Raw genomic sequence first — 16,823 nt, forward strand, 5'->3', positions numbered from 1 at the left:
GTGAGGTCAGGACTCGCGGGTCGTTGCGAGGTCGACGAGGCGCTCCAGCGCGACCCGGCCCTCGATCGTGAGGTCCGCCGCGGCGAGGGACAGGCGGGCCGCATCGGCGGATCGGGAGATCTCCGCCTCGACGGCGGCCCGCGCGCCGCAGTCCGCGATCAGGTTGCGCAGGCCGTCGATCTGGTCGTCGGTGAGCGACGGATCGCCCAGGAGCCGGTCCAGCCGGCGCCGCTCGACGTCGTCCACGGCGGCGAGCGTGTGCGCGATGAGGACGGTCAGCTTGCCCTCGCGCAGGTCGTCCCCGGCGGGCTTGCCGGTGACGACCTCGTCCCCGTACACGCCGAGCAGGTCGTCGCGGAACTGGAACGCCCGCCCCAATGCCGAGCCGTACGCCGCGAGGGACGCCTGGAGGGCGTCGTGCGCACCGGCGATGGCCGCACCGATCTGCAACGGCCGCTGCACCGTATACCGGGCGGTCTTGTACTCCACGACGCGGTGGGCCTCCTCGATCGCCCACCCGGACGGACGTCCCGGATCGGCCAGCGGCTGGGCCGCCGCGACCACGTCGAGATACTGCCCGCAGGCGACCTCGGTCCGCACGGCGTTCAGATACGTGCCGGCGCGGGCGGCCGCCTCCGTCGGGAGTCCGGCGGTGGCGAACATCTCCTCCGACCACACCAGCAGCAGGTCTCCGAGCAGGATCGCCGCCGCCGCGCCGAAGGCGTCCGGCCGTCCGCGCCAGCCGCGATGCCCGTGCAGCGACGCGAACTGGCGGTGTGCCGCGGGCAGGCCGCGGCGCGTGTCGGAGCCGTCCATCAGGTCGTCGTGGACGAGTGCGCTGACGTGCAGCAGGTCGAGGCTCGCCGCGGCGCGCACCAGCGGCGCGGGGTCGTCGGGAACGCCGGCGGTCGCGATGTACCCCCAGCAGCAGAACGCGGGTCGCATCCGCTTCCCGCCCCGCGTGAACTCGCGGGCGAGGCCGGTCTGCACCCCGAGCTCGGGGCCGATGGCGGCGAGACGGTCGCCGGCGAGGGTCAGGAACTCGTCGATCGCGGCGGCGACGGCGGCCCGGAACGACGCGGACAACGGGTCTTCTGCGCGGAAGGTGACCACGGCTTGAGCCTAGGGGATCGCGTCCGCGCCGGGCTGAATAGGCTGGCCCCCATGCCCGTTTCCCGGATCGCCGACGTCCTGCGCGCAGGAACGCCGACCTGCTCGTTCGAGTTCTTCCCCCCCAAGGACGATGCGGGCACCGAGACGCTGTGGGCTTCCATCACCGATCTGGCGGCCGTCCGGCCCGACTTCGTGTCCGTCACCTACGGCGCGTCCGGGTCGACGCGCGACAGGACCCTCGCCGTCACCACGGCGATCCAGGCCGAGACCCCCTTCACGGCCATGGGCCACCTGACGTGCGTCAGCCAGTCCCGCGCCGACCTCGAAGCGGCCGTCGCCGGGTACGCGGCGGCCGGGATCGTGAACATCCTCGCGATCAGGGGCGATCCGCCCGGCGGCCCCACGTCGCCCTGGACGACGCACCCGGACGGCCTGTCCAACGCGACCGAGCTCGTCTCCTTCGTGAAGGAGCACGGCGATTTCTGCGTCGGGGTGGCGGCGTTCCCCGACGCCCACCCCGAACACTTCGACACCGCGCTCGACGCGCGGCTGCTGCTCGCCAAGCAGGAGGCGGGCGCCGAGTTCGCGATCACCCAGTTGTTCTTCACGCCGCAGCGGTACGTGGACCTCGTCGCGCGAGCCCGGGCCATCGGCTGCACCCTGCCGATCGTGCCGGGCATCATGCCGGTCACGAACGTGCGGCAGATCACGCGGTTCGCCGACCTGTCGGGGGCGGAGCTGCCGGTGCCGCTGGTCGACCGGCTGACAGCGGTGGCCGATGACCCGAAGGCCGTGCGTGAGGTGGGCATCGAGGTGGCGACGCGGCTGTGCGTCGAGCTGCTGGACGCCGGGGCGCCCGGTCTGCACTTCTTCACGCAGAATCGGTCGCGGGCAACTCGAGAGATCGTCGCCAGGATCCCTTCCGGCCGATATCGAGGGTGACGAGCAGTTGCGTGGGCCGGGTCAGCGCCACGTAGAGCACGCGCACCCCGCCGGGCGATTCGGCGGCGACATCGTCGGGCGAGATCACCAGGACGCCGTCGTACTCGAGCCCCTTCGCCTCCAGCGGCGTCACGATCACCAGCCGCGCCCCGAGCTGGGACAGGTGCTCGGCCGCGAGGCGTCGGACGGCGTGCAGCCGGCTCGGCGGGGCGATGACGCCGACCGTGCCCTCGACCTTGCCGGCGATGTCGACGATATGGGCGGCGATGTCGTCGCGCCACTCTCCGGCCGGTGAGATCAGCAGTCGCGGATACACGCCGGTGTGACGGATCGCCGTCGGCAGGTGCACCTCGGGGTACGACTCCCGGACCACCCGCGCCGCGAGCTCGAACACCTCGGCCGGGGAGCGGTAGTTCGTCGTCAGCGTGAAGTCGCGGCGCGGCGCGGTTCCCACGAGCTGGTCGAGCGCAGCGGCGGCCTCGGCGGCGTCGGGCCACGAGCTCTGCGCCGCGTCCCCCACGATCGTCCAGCTCGCGCGGCCCCCGCGTCGCCGCAGCATGCGCCACTGCATGGGCGTGATGTCCTGTGCCTCGTCCACGAGCACATGCGCATAGGTCTCGTACGGCTCGTCGTCCAGGCTCGTCTCGACCGTCCGACGGCTGAGCCGGTCGGCGGTCGTCACGACGGCGTGCTCGTCGGCGAGGCGGTCGAGGAACAGCGTCGGCTCCTCGGCGGGGAGCGGCCCGAGGATGTCGGCGAGCTCGTCGAGGAGGGCGGCGTCGGCCACCGACCATTCGAACGAGGCGGGGTCGGTGATCCCGGCGTACGAATCCCGCAGCGTCGCGATCTCGGGCGCCGGCAGGATCCCGCCGAGGGCGCGGGTGGCGTAGGCCCGGTCGCTCAGCCGGGCGAGCACGGCACGCGGCTCCAGGACAGGCCACCATGCCTCCACGGCCCGAGCGAACCGCTCGGTGTCGATGAGATCGGCGAAGTCCGCGGGGGACAGGTCGTACTCGGCCGGAAGCTGCTGGTACAGGGCGTTGACCACCGCGTCCCGTGCGGCCGGGAACGCCTGGTTGCTGCGCTGGCGCGACAGCACCGAGGCGCGCAGCCGCGCGAGCCGTTGCGGCGGGAGGCTCAGCACCTCGCCCTTCACGGTCACCTTGATGGGTTCCGGCTCGGTCGGGTCGGTGGTCGCGATCGCGCGCAGCGCGGCGACCATGCGCAGGCTCCCCTTGACGGCCGCCGCATCGGGCGCGTCGATCCGCACGGCGCGGACGTCGACGACGTCGCTCGCGACCGCACCGACCGATCGCAGGGTCACGGAGTCCTCGCCGAGGGACGGCAGGACCCTGTCGATGTAGTTCATGAACACCGGGCTCGGTCCGACGACGAGGATGCCGCCGCGTTCGAAGCGGGCGCGGTTCGAGTACAGGAGGTAGGCCACGCGGTGCAGCGCGACGACGGTCTTGCCGGTGCCGGGCCCGCCCGAGATGAAGGTGAACCCGGAGTGCGGCGCCCGGATCGCCTCGTCCTGTTCGGCCTGGATGGTCGAGACGATGTCCCGCATCCGATGCCCGCGGGCGCGCCGCAGCGACGCCATCAGGGCGCCCTCGCCGATGATCGCGAGGTTGTTGTCGTTGGATGCGTCGAGCAGGTCGTCCTCGATGCCGATCACCTTGTCCCCACGGCAGCGCAGTACCCGGCGGCGCACGATGTCCATCGGGTTGGCCGAGGTCGCGCGGTAGAAGGGCTCGGCCGCACGTGCCCGCCAGTCGATGACGAGCGGTTCGTAGTCGTCGTCGCGGACTCCGATGCGGCCGATGTAGCGCGTCTCGCCCGCGTGGTCGTCGAGTCGTCCGAAGACCAACCCGTCGTGTTCGGCGTCGAGCGTCGCGAGACGTTTGGCGGCCTGGAAGCTGAACGCGTCGCGTTCGAACAGCGCGGTGCTGTCGTCGTCACGCAGGTAGTCGGTGCGGTCGGACTGGTACAGGGCCTGCCCATGGCTCGCGACCTCGCGGGCCGATTCCGTGGCCAGCCCGAGGAACCGGTAGACACGGTCCACATGGGTCTGTTCGTGCGCGAGTTCGCGCTCAAGTGCGGTTTCAGCCTGTTGACTCACAACACCTTCCCTCACGCCGACCATCCAGTCTACGTCAGGGCGATTCCACGTCCCGGATGGCGGGCCGTGTGAGATGTGCGGGGCGGTTCACGGAGGCGCGTCCCCGGGTGTGGGCGGCGCGGCCGCGCTCCGTCGCCGGACCCGCGGCCGGTAGGCCACGTTGCTCGGCCGGACGTCCTCCCCGGTGAGGGCGCCGTGCACCGCGTAGGCGGCGAGCGCGCCCGTCAGGAGCTGTGCCCAGGGGTCGTTCCCGCCGGGAGCGGCGGCGGTGGCCGACCACCATCCCGCGGCGCCGCGCAGGCCGGGCATCCGCGACCACGTGTGCGGGCCGTCCCAGCGTGCGCCCGCGGACGGATCGGGAGCGGCGGCCGTGTGGTCGTGGACCGTCGTGAGGACGTCGTCGCCGGCCTGCCGCGCGTACGTCACGACGGGTCCGTGCGGGGTGTGGTCGATCTCCTCGGTCGTCCCGGTCACCGCTCCGGCGGCGAGGCGGTGCGTGACGCGGGGCGCCATGGCGGGCCGCAGTCGGGTGAACAGTCGGCGCGTCGGGCCCAGTGGCGGGTCGTGCCAGGGATGGACGGTGGTGATCACGGCGCCGGCTCCGACCGCTTCGGAGTCGGTGAGGACGTGGGACACCCCACCGCCGTGGACCGTCGTGGCCGGGCGCGCCTCCACCCCGCGCGCCCGGAGCCGGTCGGCGAGGACATCGAGGAGCACCCCGGCGGGCAGTCCGTGCCCCTCGGCGTCGGCCACGGACCAGCGACCGAAGCTGCGTTCGACCGACAGCCGGGCGGCGACGAACGCCGGGGTGCGGCGCGGGTGGGAGCCGATCCGCCACGCGGTGGCGGCGACCAGGTACGACAGCGGCGCGGGCACGGTCCGTGCCAGGTCGGCGACGGTCGTCCCCCACAGCAGCGCCCGCCTGTGCGGTGGGATCGCCCGCTGGCCGCCGAAGGGCTCCTCGAGGCCGAGCCGGCGGAGCGCCTGCCACGCGTCGTCCAGCCGGTCGAGCAGGTCGCGCCAGGCGGTGGCATGCTCCCGTCCGAGCGCCTCGGTGAGCGCCGTGTGCTGGGAGCCCCGGTCGGTGGGCAGGGCAAGGGCGCTACCGTCGGGGAAGCTGTGGACGGCCGGCGGGGCCGGGTCCAGCGTCCAGCCGCGGGCCTTGAGCTCGAGGTCGAGCGTGCGGCCCGTCTTGCGGAACAGGTCGCGCCAGGCCGCGGGCAGCGTGAGTACGGGCGGGAGCGCGTCGGTGCGCCCGATGCCGTCGCCGCTGGTCCGCCACCGGCCGCCGAGGGCGGGTTCGCGCTCGATCAAGACGACCTCGTGGCCGAGCGCCGCCAGCCGGGCGGCCGCGGCCATCCCCGGCAGCGCACCGCCGATGACGACGATCGGACCGGTCGGCGCAGGCATGCGTTTCAGAGTAGAGGAGGGCGAGAGGGGTCGGGCGACGGGGCCGCCTGCTCGGCGCGGACGCGCCGTCGTGCTGGGGGAACGCGCCGCCGAGCACCTTTGCTCCTCCACCTGCGAACCGCGTCGTCACAACCTACTGTTGGGGGGTCACGCCGGGCGACCGACCGCGACCGGTCTGAGAAGGAGAGTCACCGTGGACCAATCGAACCGTTACGCCGATCTGAGCCTCGACGAGGCCGAGCTCATCCGCGGCGGGAACCACATCCTGTGCGCGTACAAGCTGAAGCCGAAGGCGGGCACCGGGTTCCTCGAGGCCGCCGCCCACTTTGCCGCCGAGTCGTCCACGGGCACCAACGTGGAGGTCTCGACGACCGATGACTTCACCAAGGGCGTGGACGCGCTCGTCTACCACATCGACGAGGCGACCGAAGAGGTGCGCATCGCGTACCCGCTGGAGCTCTTCGACCGCAACATCATCGACGGCCGCATGATGCTGGTCTCGTTCCTGACCCTCACCATCGGGAACAACCAGGGCATGGGCGACATCGACCACGCCAAGATGTACGACTTCTACGTGCCGCGGCGGGCCATCGAGCTGTTCGACGGCCCGGCGGTCAACATCGGCGAGCTGTGGCGGATCCTGGGCCGACCGGTCGTCGACGGCGGGTACATCGCCGGCACGATCATCAAGCCCAAGCTGGGTCTGCGTCCGGAGCCGTTCGCGCAGGCCGCGTACGACTTCTGGCTCGGCGGCGACTTCATCAAGAACGACGAGCCGCAGGGCAACCAGGTGTTCGCGCCGCTGCGGAAGACGATCCCGCTCGTCTACGACGCGATGAAGCGCGCCATGGACGAGACCGGCGAGGCGAAGCTGTTCAGCGCCAACATCACCGCCGACGACCACGCCGAGATGATCGCCCGCGGCGAGTTCATCCTGCAGGCGTTCGGGCCGGATGCGGACAAGGTGGCGTTCCTGGTGGACGGCTTCGTCGGCGGGCCCGGCATGGTGACCACCGTCCGCCGGTACTTCCCGCGGCAGTTCCTGCACTTCCACCGTGCCGGCCATGGCATGGTGACGTCGCCCAGTTCGAAGCGCGGCTACACGGCCTATGTGCTGGCGAAGATGTCGCGGCTGCAGGGCGCCTCCGGCATCCATGTCGGCACGATGGGCTACGGGAAGATGGAGGGCGCCAAGGACGACCGCAACATCGCCTACATCATCGAGCGCGAGGAGTACCAGGGGCCGGCCTACTTCCAGAAGTGGTACGGCATGAAGCAGACGACGCCGATCGTGTCGGGCGGCATGAACGCGCTGCGGCTGCCGGGCTTCTTCTCGAACCTGGGCCATGCCAACGTCATCAACACCGCCGGCGGCGGCTCGTACGGCCACCTCGACGGCCCGGCGGCCGGAGCCCGGTCGCTGCGCCAGGCGCACGACTGCTGGGCGGCCGGCGCCGATCCGATCGAGTGGGCCAAGGATCATCGCGAGTTCGCCCGCGCGTTCGAGTCGTTCCCGAAGGACGCCGACCAGATCTTCCCGGGCTGGCGCGCGAAGCTCCTGGGCTGAACCTGGATCCTGGGCGGTGACGTCCGTCCCGGCCCGTCCTGGTCGGGGCGGACGTCGTCGTGGTGGGCCACGTGGATCGCCGCCCCGTCGCGTGTGTTCGCGGAGCGATCCGGTTGCCATGGCGCCGACGCTCGGGCGTCCCGATCTGACCGCGGAGCAGACTGGTCGTTCTGCGCCCCGCAGCGGACGCCATTGCAGCTCTTTCGCTCCGGCCTCCGTCTGCGCATCGTGACGCGACGCCGACAACGACAACGTCGCTCCGGGCTCGGCATCGCGCGCGGGTTGACATGGACGTTGACGGGGATCCTGGACTCGTTGTGAGGTGTCGTCGATTCAGGCCTCGGCGATGAGCCAGTAGTCGCCTTCCGCCTCGCACTGGCGGGGGACGTCGGCGTCATGATGCGACCTCGCTTCGACCAGAGACAATCGGACGCCGGCTGTGCCGATCGTGTTCCCGAGAGTGACCGATGTCCCATCGGGCAGGGTGATCGTGGTCGCGGTGGCGGTGGAGCCGCGCGGGAATATCGCGGGCAGCGCCTCTCCCGCCGTGGAGAACTCACCGGAGTCCTGGAAGGTCGCCACCACACACCGGTTGGCGTCCAGCGACAGGACGACGTTGAAGTTCACCTGAGACCAAGCACCGAGATTGCTGAACGTGCTCAGCGCCACGGCGGGACCGTCCATCGACGGGGGTTCGCGGGCGCCGGGCCGCAGGCGCACAGCATGCCCACGATTGCAAGAGCCGGCGCGACCCTTGTCCATGGTCTGCTCTGGCGAATCCGCTTCATCCGGTATAGACCTTTGTGCCGATACCGTCCAGCGCTCCGATCCGAGTGAAGCACGACACGACGATAGACCACCGGCTGCACGTGCCCATATGGATGCCGTGCGCGCGATCGCTCCAGAACCAGGGGCCTCCCGAGTCGCCGCTCTTGGAGATGTTCTTGTCGACGGTGACCAACTGCCCGGCCGTCCCCCTGTCGCTGAACCACTGCTTGTAACCCGTGGCCGTTGCCTTGGCGCACGACTGTCCGCTGGCTATCCCGAAGTGACAGACGACGTTGCCCACCGTGGGATCCCACGAGTGCTTGATCTTGCGGCATTTGCCCCAGTCGTAGCGCATCGAGTTGGTGAGCGTCCCCCCTGAGGTGAGAAACGAGGATACGTCCCCTCCGGCCGCGGAGGTCTGCCGACGGCTGGAAAGCCGGGCACCGTCGTAGAGGCTCGGAAAGCCGTAGTGTGACGTGTTGGTGATCGCGGGGCTGCTTCCTCGCTTCGCGGTGAAACCGGCGGTACATGCGCCGCCGCCCCCGTTGCCACCAGAGCCATATTCCTGAGTGGCCTGCTCGTCTATGCTGCTCACCGCGATGCCCTTCAGGTTCTCGGCTCCTGTGACGCCGCGCAGCGCCGACGTCACGTCCGCCGCAGAGACGCTCGTCGCCCTGCTCCGGGCGGCCGTCTCGGACTGGCTGTAGGTGAGCGTCAGCCTCTCGGTCAGCGGGTCGATCTCGGCGCCCGCAGTGGTCACGCCCGGGATGACGGACACGGCCTTGGCGATGAGCCTGTCGGCCAGCGCATCGCGCTCGGTCTCGCTCATCGCATCCGTCACGACGACTCGGAAGCGGTGCTTCGCGGCGGCCTTCCTGCTGGCATGGGTCACGTAGATCGCCGTCCGGCCGGAATCGGGGCCGTCCCAGACGGCCGTGACGTAGGCGCGTGGGTCGGCGCGCCTGACCTCCTCCGCCGCCACGTTGAAGTCCTCCTGGCCGCGCGTGTACTCGGCGACATCCGCCGGTGTCCGTCCGTTGGCTTCGGCATATGCGGCGATGTCGTCGCCAAGTGCCTGCGCGGTGGTCCTGTTGCCAGATCGCGGACTGCTCGGCGTCGCTCCCGCCGTGGCCGCGGCCGGACCCAGCAGGAGGACTCCGGACAGGAAGATGCTTGAGACGGTTCGTCGGTGGCGGGCCTTCATCGTTGACTCCGCGCTGTCGGGTTCTGGTGCCGGAGGCTACGGACCAGGGCGCTCGGATGTCAACGAAACAACGGTCTTAGTCCTTCCTGTGGCGTCTCCGGACCAGAGGGCGCCGAGTCCGAGGCCGGCACCGGCGACGCCGGCCGCGACCAGTCGCCGCCGGGAGCCGTCATGTCTTCTTCTTCCAGGAGAGCCTCCTGCCCAGCGTAGGTGTCCATCGGCCCCCGCACACGGCAGGCCCGCGCCGGCCGCTTGACGCCGCGCCCCGCCCGGCGATAATTGATTCGAACACACGTTCGATGAAAAGGGGGCCGCATGGGCAGGCACGACATCGGCGAGCCTGCCCGCGATGCGGGTGCGGGGAGTGCCGGGCTGCAGCAGGCTCGCGGCACGCTCGCCCACGCCGAACTCGTCGCTGCCGCGCCGGCCCGGTTCGCGGCGGGGCTCACCGCGGCCCGGTTCGTCGCGGCAGCCGTGCTGGCCGTCCGGCCGCCGCGAGGTCGCCCGGCCACGGACCCCTGGCGGGCGCTCGCCGCAGCGGTGCCCGAGTTCGGCGAGTGGGCCGGCTTCTTCGCGGCCTGTGGGCAACGGTTGCGGCCGGGCGCGGCCGCAACCGTCACGTCCCGCGAGGCCGACGACCTCGTCCGCGATGCGAACCGATTCTGCGAAGACGCTGCCCGCTGGATCGCGCGCCACCGGTCCGGGTCGGCACGGGGGACGGCATGATCCCCGCCGCGGTGCAGGACGCGGGCCGATGACGACGCGCATCGTGATGCACGTCGACATGGACGCCTTCTACGCGGCGGTCGAGGCGCGGGCCCGCCCCGAACTGCGAGGAAGACCGATGTTCGTCGGAGGCTCGGGTCGCGGCGTCGTGCTCTCGGCGAACTACGAGGCACGCGCCTTCGGGATCGCCTCGGGCATGCCGAGCGCACACGCCCGGCGGCTGTGCCCGCACGTCGTGGCCGTCCCTCCCGACGGCGACGCCTACCGGGCCGTCTCGGCCGGGGTGTTCGAGGTGTTCCGCAGCATCAGTCCCGTCGTCGAGGCCGCGTCCATCGACGAGGCGTACCTCGACATCACCGGTTCGATCCGGATGTTCGGCGGCCCCGTCGAGATCGGGGAGCGGGTCAGGGCCGCCGTCGCCGACGAGCAGCAGATCACCTGTTCGGTGGGGATCGGCCCGACGAAGTTCGTGGCGAAGATGGCCTCGAGCCAGGCCAAACCCGACGGGTTGCTGCACGTCCCGGCGGCCGGCGTCGCCGGATTCCTTCACGGGCTGCCCGTGGAGACCATGTGGGGCGTGGGGGACAGCACCGCCGCACGCCTACACAGGCTGGGCATCGCGACCGTCGGCGAACTCGCCCGTGTCCCGATCCCCGTGCTGCAGCGGTCCTTCGGCGCCGCGCAGGGCCGGATGCTCGCCGATCTCGCCTGGGGGCGCGACCGGCGTCGGGTCATCGGCGCGACGACCGAACGCAGCATCGGGAACCAGGAGACGTTCGCGCGGGACACCGCCGATCCGCGGGTCGTCGAGGCCGAACTGCTGCGGGTCACCAGCCGGACCGCGCGCCGACTGCGGAAGGCGGGCCTGCTCGCACATACCGTCGTCCTCGGCCTGCGGTTCGCCGACTTCACGACGATCACCCGGTCGGCCACCCTGTCCGCTCCGACGGACGTGACAGGGGACATCTACCGGTGCGCGCTCGGCCTGTACCAGAGGCTCAGACTTCGGCAGTCCCGCATTCGTCGCGTCGGGATCCGCGTCGAGGGACTGATGGAACGCCGACACGTCTGTCAGCAGCCGCGGCTCGACGACCCCGACGCGGGCTGGCAGGAGGCCGAACAGGCGGCGGATGCCGCCGTCGCGAAGTTCGGTCCGCGCGCCGTCGGGCTCGCCCGGCTGGCGCGAACGCCGCACACACGCTGACGGGCCGGTCGCAGCCCGCTTTTCCGCACCCCTTCGCAGGAGGTTGCGGTGTATCGTCCGCCGCCGGCCCGCGCCGACGACGGGCCGCCTCCCGATCGCCGCGCCCCCACGGATCGAGACGATGTCGTCCACATCGGCCGAACAGTGGCTTGCGGCTGTTTCCTCGGTCCCGCATGATGCCTACACTTGGTCTCACACCACCTGTGGTGCGTTCAGATGGAGGCGGACATGGCCCTCTCGCAGGAAGAGCAAAGGCTGCTCGATCAGATGGAGGCCGCCCTTGCGGCGGAGGATCCGCGACTCGCCAACACCCTTCGCGGAACGTCGCGGCGGACGTTGCACCGCCGCCAGGCGACCATCGCGGGCGTCGGTTTCGTCGTGGGAATCGCCGCGCTCGTCGTCGGCATGCAGGTCCACCCGGTGGTCAGCGTCGTCGGCTTCCTCGTGATGCTCGCCGCGACGATTCTCGCCGTGTCCGCGTGGCGCCATGTGAGCGACGAGCCCGCGCAGCCCACCTCCGCGCGCCCGGACGAGTCCGGCAAACAATTCATGGACAGACTGGAGGAGCGGTGGCGCCGCCGCATGCGCGAGGACGGCACCGACCGCTAGCCACCTCGTTGCCCTGGCGTCGTCGACGCCTGACGCCAGGAGCGAACGCCCGATTCCGAACAGGCCTCCACGGCCGGTGACCCCGGCCGTCCCGACCTCGGGCTGCAGGGGTAGTCGCGCGCCCAGGCGGACGCCGGCGCGGGAGGCTCCTCGGAACGCCCGCAGGCGCGACCGGTCGACGATCCCGGTCGACGATCCCGGTCGGCCGGTCCCCGGGGGTCATGTCGACGGGGGGACCGCATCCCCGCGAAGGCGGGCGGTGATCTTGTCCGCGCCTTCGCGCAGGAAGCGCACCACCTCGAGGTGGTCGCGGGCCATGATCCGCAGTCGCCACGTTGCTGACAGCGCCGCGATCGGCTGGTTGTGAAGATCGAAGATGGCGACTCCCGCCGATCGGAGGCCCTTCTCGATGAGTTCGGTCTCCTCGCTGTAGCCCTGGTCCCGTTCGATCTTGAGCTCACGGGCCAGCTCTGCCTGGGAACGCGGCCCGCGGCCGGTCCGCGAGACGAAGTCGCTGGCGCGCGGGTACAACGCCGCCACCTGGCTGGGAACCATGTGGGACAGGACCGCACGGCCGTTCGCCGTGAGATGCGCGGGCAGCAGGACCCCCACGGCTGTGACGAGATTCGGCTCCTCGCCGCCGCGGGCGGGCGACTCTTTCAGCAGGTAGACCGTGTTCGGACCCCGCAGGATCCCGAGATGCACGGTGATCGCGTGCTGGTCGGCCAGCTTCCTCAGCACCGGCCTGGCCAGGCGCTCGACGGGTTCGTGAATGGCGTAGGGAGAGGCGAGCCGATAGCCGGCGGGGCCGAGCGCGTAGCCCCGCGACTCTGCGAGGTACAGCGCGTATCCCTTCTCGACGAGAAGCGTGAGGATGTGGTAGGCGGAGGACCGCGGTAGCCCCAGCTCCCGGATGATCACGGCGGCGGGGACGCTGCCGACTCGCTTGGACAGGAACGTGAGGATGTCCAGCGCATGTCCGACCGCTGGGGACGTGGAGGAGAGTGTCATGTCGTCTGGTCCTTGCTGCAGGCCTGGCACACGCTAACTGGCGGGTTGTCACGGTCACTCCGCTCAACCCAAATGGTCTCGGATCCTAGATGAATAAGGGACATGGTAGATCTCGGCCGGGTCAGACCAGACACTTCAAACACACCGACCAGTGCAAAGGAGCAGAGATGGCCGTCGACTTCACACGCGGAGCGAGACCTGTCAGGTCGCCGCGCGGCACGGACATGACCGCAAAGGGATGGGCGCAGGAAGGCGCCCTCCGCATGCTGATGAACAACCTCGATCCCGAAGTGGGGGAACACCCGGATTCGCTGGTGGTCTACGGAGGCAGTGGACGCGCCGCCCGCAGTTGGGATGCGTTCGATGCCATCGTCCGGACCCTCCGCGGCCTCGAGAACGACGAGACCCTGCTGGTGCAGTCCGGCAAGCCGGTGGGCGTGTTCCGCACCCATGAGTGGGCGCCCCGCGTCCTGATCGCGAACTCGAACCTGGTGGGCGACTGGGCCACCTGGGACCACTACCGTGAGCTCGAGGACGAGGGCCTCATGATGTACGGCCAGATGACGGCCGGATCGTGGATCTACATCGGCACCCAGGGGATCCTGCAGGGAACCTACGAGACCTTCGGCGCGGTGGCCCGGAAGCGCTTCGTCGGCACGCTCGCCGGGACGATCACGCTGACGGCCGGCCTGGGCGGGATGGGGGGCGCCCAGCCTCTGGCCGTGACCATGAACGACGGAGTGGCGATCTGTATCGAATGCGACCCCAGCCGTATCGAGCGGCGCATCGAGCATCGGTACCTGGACATGCGTGCCGACGATCTCGAACACGCCATCGCGCTGGCGAACGAGGCGAAGGCGGCCCGCCGCCCGCTGTCCATCGGCGTGCTCGGCAACGCGGCCGAGCTGGTTCCGGCACTGCTCGAACACCACCTCGCCGGCGACATCACCATCGACGTCGTCACGGATCAGACCTCCGCGCACGACCCGCTGAAATACCTTCCCGCCGGGATGCCCCTCGAAGTCATGGCGGAGCGCGCGGCGGCCGAGCCGGAGATCTTCGTCAATGCCGCGCAGGCCTCCATGGCAGCCCACGTCGCAGCCATGGTGGGGTTCCAGGACGCCGGAGCCGAGGTCTTCGACTACGGCAACTCCATCCGGGACGAGGCGCGCAAGGGCGGCTTCGAGAACGCGTTCGCCTTCCCCGGCTTCGTCCCCGCCTACATCCGTCCGCTGTTCGAGGAGGGGCTCGGCCCGTTCCGCTGGGCGGCGCTGTCGGGCGACCCGGAGGACATCCGGAAGACCGACGCCGCGCTCGTGGAGCTGTTCCCCGAGAATCAGCACCTGCGGCGGTGGATCGAGATGGCGGAGGAGCGGATCGCCTACCAGGGCCTTCCGGCGCGGATCGCGTGGCTGGGGTACGGGGAACGGCACCGTGCGGCCCTGAAGCTGAACGAGATGGTCGCCGCAGGCGAGATCGGCCCGATCGCGCTGGGCCGGGACCACCTCGACTCCGGCTCCGTGGCCTCCCCCTATCGCGAGACCGAGGCGATGAAGGACGGCTCGGATGCAGTCGCGGACTGGCCGCTTCTCAACGCCCTGCTGAACACGGCGTCGGGTGCCTCCTGGGTCTCGATCCATCAAGGTGGCGGCGTCGGGATGGGACGTTCCATCCACGCGGGGCAGGTGTGCATCGCAGACGGCACCGAGCTTGCCGCCCAGAAGCTGGAGCGGGTGCTCACGAACGACCCCGGCACGGGGGTCATCCGGCACGTGGACGCCGGGTACGAGCACGCTGCGGAGGTGGCCCGGGAGCGCGGCGTCCGGATCCCGATGCAGGAGAGCTGACGGGTGGACGGGGCTGGCACGACCCTGATCGACAACATCGGCAGCCTCGTCACCAACGACGCGTCGCGCGGTGATGGTCCCCTCGGGATCATCACCGACGCGGCGCTCGTCGTGGAGGGCGAGCGTGTCCTGTGGGTGGGGCGCCACGATGAGGTCGATCGGGCCGGAGCGGACTGCCGGGTGGACGCCGGGCGCGGCGCCGTGATCCCGGGCTTCGTCGAATCCCACTCCCACCTGGTCTTCGCCGGGGAGCGATCCGAGGAGTTCGCGGCACGCATGGCGGGGCTGCCCTACGGCGCCGGCGGCATCCGGACCACGATGGCCCGGACACGTGCGGCCAGCGACGAGCAGTTGAGCGCGAACGTCGCCCGGCTCACCGCGGAACTGGTGAGGCAGGGGACGACGACGATCGAGTGCAAGTCGGGGTACGAGCAGACGTCCTCGGGGGAGCTCAGGTCGTTGCTCGTCGCGGGACGGCACACCGATGAGGTGACGCTCCTGGCGGCACACGTGTGCCCGCCCGAGTACGAGGGCCGGAAGGATGCCTATGTCTCCATGGTCGTGGAGGAGATGGTGCCGTCCGCCGCTGCCCACGCGACGTGGATCGACGTGTTCTGCGAACGCGGGGCCTTCGATGTGGACCAGTCCCGTGCGGTCCTCCTCGCGGGGCGGCAGGCCGGCCTGGGCATCCGTCTGCACGGTAACCAACTGACGCACAGCGGCGGGGTCCAGCTCGCGGTCGAGCTGGGCGCTGCGAGCGTCGACCATGTGTGTCACACGGACGACGCCGACATCGAGGCGCTCGCCGGCAGCGACACGGTCGCAACCGTGCTCCCGGGGGCCGACTTCTCCACCCGGAACACGTACCCCGACGCCCGGCGCATGCTGGATGCCGGTGTGACCGTGGCGCTGGGGGCCGACTGCAACCCGGGCACGAGCTACACGACCTCGCTGCCGTTCTGCATCGCCATCGCCGTCCGTGATCTTCACATGACACCCGACGAGGCGCTCTGGGCGGCGACGGCGGGCGGCGCCCGGGCGCTGCGCAGGGACGACGTGGGCATCCTCGCGGCCGGCAGCCGCGCCGACCTGTCCATCCTCGATGCCCCCTCGCACCTGTACCTGGCCTACCGGCCGGGCGTGCCTCTGGTCCGGCAGGTCATCCGTTCGGGGCGGATCGTTGCCGGGGACTCCTCGCAACCTGCGGAAGGACGACGATGAGTGCCGGCAGGCGATCCGCCGTGCAGTGGTCGGGTCGCGACGACGGGAGCGGGGACGCCTACGCGCGCTGGCATTCGACGGTCCGTCTCGGCTGGCCGCCGGAGCCGGCAGTCGCTCCGGACGCGGCCGTGATCGGCTTCTGCAGCGACGAGGGCGTCCGGCGGAACCACGGACGTGTGGGAGCGGCCGCGGGGCCCGCCTCGATCCGAGAGATGCTCGCCCAGTTGGCCGCTCCGCGACGGGGCGACGGCACACCGGCGGAGCTCGTGGACCTCGGGGACATCGTGGTCGAGGGTGAGGACCTCGAGAGCGCACAGGCTCTGCTGGGCGCCACCGTCCGCGAGGTCGTCGATGCAGGCGCGCTGGCGGTCGTGCTCGGTGGCGGGCACGACGTGGCCTTCGGCTCCTACCTGGGGCTCGCGGCATGTGAGCGATCCCGAACAGGCGAACGGCAGGGCGTGTTCAATCTCGACGCGCATCTCGACCTGCGGCGAGCCGAGATCCCCACCTCGGGAACTCCCTTCCTGCAGATGTTCCTGCACCATCGGGGACGCGGGGCGTTCCGCTATGCGGCGGCAGGCATCTCGATCGCGAACAACACGCGTGAGCTGTTCGACACGGCCGAGTCGCTGGGCGTGTCGATCCTGTTCGACGACGAGTGCACCCCGCCGCTGGCGAGCGCCTTCGTGCGCGAGTTCCTGGCGGAGGTCGACCTGGTCCATCTCACGATCGACCTGGACGGCTTCCCGGCTGCGGTCGCGCCCGGCGTCAGCGCCCCTGCGGGATTCGGCATCGACGTGAGCGTGGCGCGTGACATGTGCCGGGCCGTGGCCGCATCGGGCAAGCTGGCGGTCCTCGATGTCGCCGAGCTCAACCCGCGCTTCGACGTGGACGGCCGCACCGCTCGGCTTGCGGCACGCATGGTGGACGACATCCTCCGCGCGTGTTTGCGCTAGCCGGGGCCGGATAGCGATCGCCTCACGGCATCGCCGCAATGCCGCCGTGAATCCCACGGCGTGAGTTCGTCGAGGACGCCTGCGCACCTCGACGAGGCAGATGCAGTACCTTCAGCGGTCGAT

General features: G+C 70.8%; 14 protein-coding genes. 8 read left to right on the plus strand and 6 right to left on the minus strand.

Annotation, left to right across the window (positions count from 1 at the left end; translation table 11 throughout):
- Positions 1-6: 6 nt before the first annotated feature.
- Positions 7-1,113, minus strand: coding sequence for a polyprenyl synthetase family protein (locus tag G555_RS0105965; RefSeq protein ID WP_036921484.1), 1,107 nt, complete (start codon positions 1,111-1,113; stop codon positions 7-9).
- Between the two features lie 51 nt (positions 1,114-1,164).
- On the opposite strand from G555_RS0105965, the gene metF reads away from it, so the two are divergent.
- Positions 1,165-2,055, plus strand: coding sequence for a methylenetetrahydrofolate reductase [NAD(P)H] (gene metF, locus G555_RS0105970; protein ID WP_036921487.1), 891 nt, complete (start codon positions 1,165-1,167; stop codon positions 2,053-2,055).
- Here metF and G555_RS18260 read toward each other — a convergent pair.
- Together G555_RS18260 and G555_RS22795 are read right to left on the minus strand one after the other, a co-directional pair.
- A complete protein-coding gene (locus tag G555_RS18260; protein WP_036921490.1) occupies positions 1,985-4,177 on the minus strand; it encodes a HelD family protein in 2,193 nt (730 codons plus the stop codon). The two genes, metF and G555_RS18260, sit on opposite strands and share 71 nt — an antisense overlap.
- Positions 4,178-4,264: 87 nt before the next feature.
- Entirely contained in the window at positions 4,265-5,587 is a 1,323-nt protein-coding gene (locus G555_RS22795) for an NAD(P)-binding protein (RefSeq protein WP_051208495.1), read from the minus strand.
- Between the two features lie 193 nt (positions 5,588-5,780).
- Between G555_RS22795 and G555_RS0105985 the strand changes: the two genes are divergently transcribed.
- Entirely contained in the window at positions 5,781-7,154 is a 1,374-nt protein-coding gene (locus G555_RS0105985) for a ribulose-bisphosphate carboxylase (RefSeq protein ID WP_028708174.1), read from the plus strand.
- 333 nt (positions 7,155-7,487) lie between these two features.
- On the opposite strand, the gene G555_RS21145 is transcribed toward G555_RS0105985, so the two are convergent.
- Both G555_RS21145 and G555_RS0105995 read right to left on the minus strand, forming a co-directional pair.
- Positions 7,488-7,838 (minus strand): hypothetical protein, encoded by a 351-nt coding sequence (locus G555_RS21145; protein WP_028708175.1) that lies wholly within the window; start codon positions 7,836-7,838, stop codon positions 7,488-7,490.
- A 100-nt stretch (positions 7,839-7,938) separates the two neighbouring features.
- Positions 7,939-9,126, minus strand: coding sequence for a chymotrypsin family serine protease (locus G555_RS0105995; RefSeq protein WP_028708176.1), 1,188 nt, complete (start codon positions 9,124-9,126; stop codon positions 7,939-7,941).
- Between the two features lie 315 nt (positions 9,127-9,441).
- Between G555_RS0105995 and G555_RS18275 the strand changes: the two genes are divergently transcribed.
- The 3 genes from G555_RS18275 to G555_RS0106010 all read left to right on the plus strand — a co-directional run bounded on the left by G555_RS18275 (position 9,442) and on the right by G555_RS0106010 (position 11,665).
- On the plus strand, positions 9,442-9,852 hold the full coding sequence (locus G555_RS18275; protein ID WP_051208496.1) for an SAV_6107 family HEPN domain-containing protein: 411 nt from the start codon (positions 9,442-9,444) through the stop codon (positions 9,850-9,852).
- A gap of 28 nt (positions 9,853-9,880) precedes the next feature.
- Positions 9,881-11,056: a DNA polymerase IV gene (gene dinB / locus G555_RS18280; RefSeq protein ID WP_036921496.1), complete on the plus strand. Its 1,176-nt coding sequence runs from the start codon at positions 9,881-9,883 to the stop codon at positions 11,054-11,056.
- 228 nt (positions 11,057-11,284) lie between these two features.
- Positions 11,285-11,665, plus strand: a complete 381-nt coding sequence (locus tag G555_RS0106010; RefSeq protein WP_028708177.1) for a DUF3040 domain-containing protein — start codon at positions 11,285-11,287, stop codon at positions 11,663-11,665.
- A gap of 219 nt (positions 11,666-11,884) precedes the next feature.
- Here the strand turns inward: G555_RS0106010 and G555_RS0106015 are convergent, their stop codons facing one another.
- Positions 11,885-12,676, minus strand: coding sequence for an IclR family transcriptional regulator (locus G555_RS0106015; protein WP_028708178.1), 792 nt, complete (start codon positions 12,674-12,676; stop codon positions 11,885-11,887).
- 167 nt (positions 12,677-12,843) lie between these two features.
- Between G555_RS0106015 and hutU the strand changes: the two genes are divergently transcribed.
- Genes hutU through hutG form a run of 3 tightly spaced genes read left to right on the plus strand, consistent with a single transcriptional unit; the run spans position 12,844 to position 16,700 of the window.
- Positions 12,844-14,523 (plus strand): urocanate hydratase, encoded by a 1,680-nt coding sequence (gene hutU / locus G555_RS0106020; RefSeq protein WP_028708179.1) that lies wholly within the window; start codon positions 12,844-12,846, stop codon positions 14,521-14,523.
- A 3-nt stretch (positions 14,524-14,526) separates the two neighbouring features.
- Complete coding sequence (gene hutI / locus G555_RS18285) at positions 14,527-15,744, plus strand: imidazolonepropionase (RefSeq protein WP_051208497.1); 1,218 nt, start codon at positions 14,527-14,529, stop codon at positions 15,742-15,744.
- Positions 15,741-16,700 (plus strand): formimidoylglutamase, encoded by a 960-nt coding sequence (gene hutG, locus G555_RS0106030; protein WP_028708180.1) that lies wholly within the window; start codon positions 15,741-15,743, stop codon positions 16,698-16,700. The genes hutI and hutG overlap by 4 nt, the downstream gene beginning before the upstream one ends.
- The last annotated feature ends 123 nt before the right edge of the window (positions 16,701-16,823 follow it).

Source organism: Propionicicella superfundia DSM 22317 (genome assembly GCF_000423465.1).
Classification (GTDB): Bacteria; Actinomycetota; Actinomycetes; order Propionibacteriales; family Propionibacteriaceae; genus Propionicicella; species Propionicicella superfundia.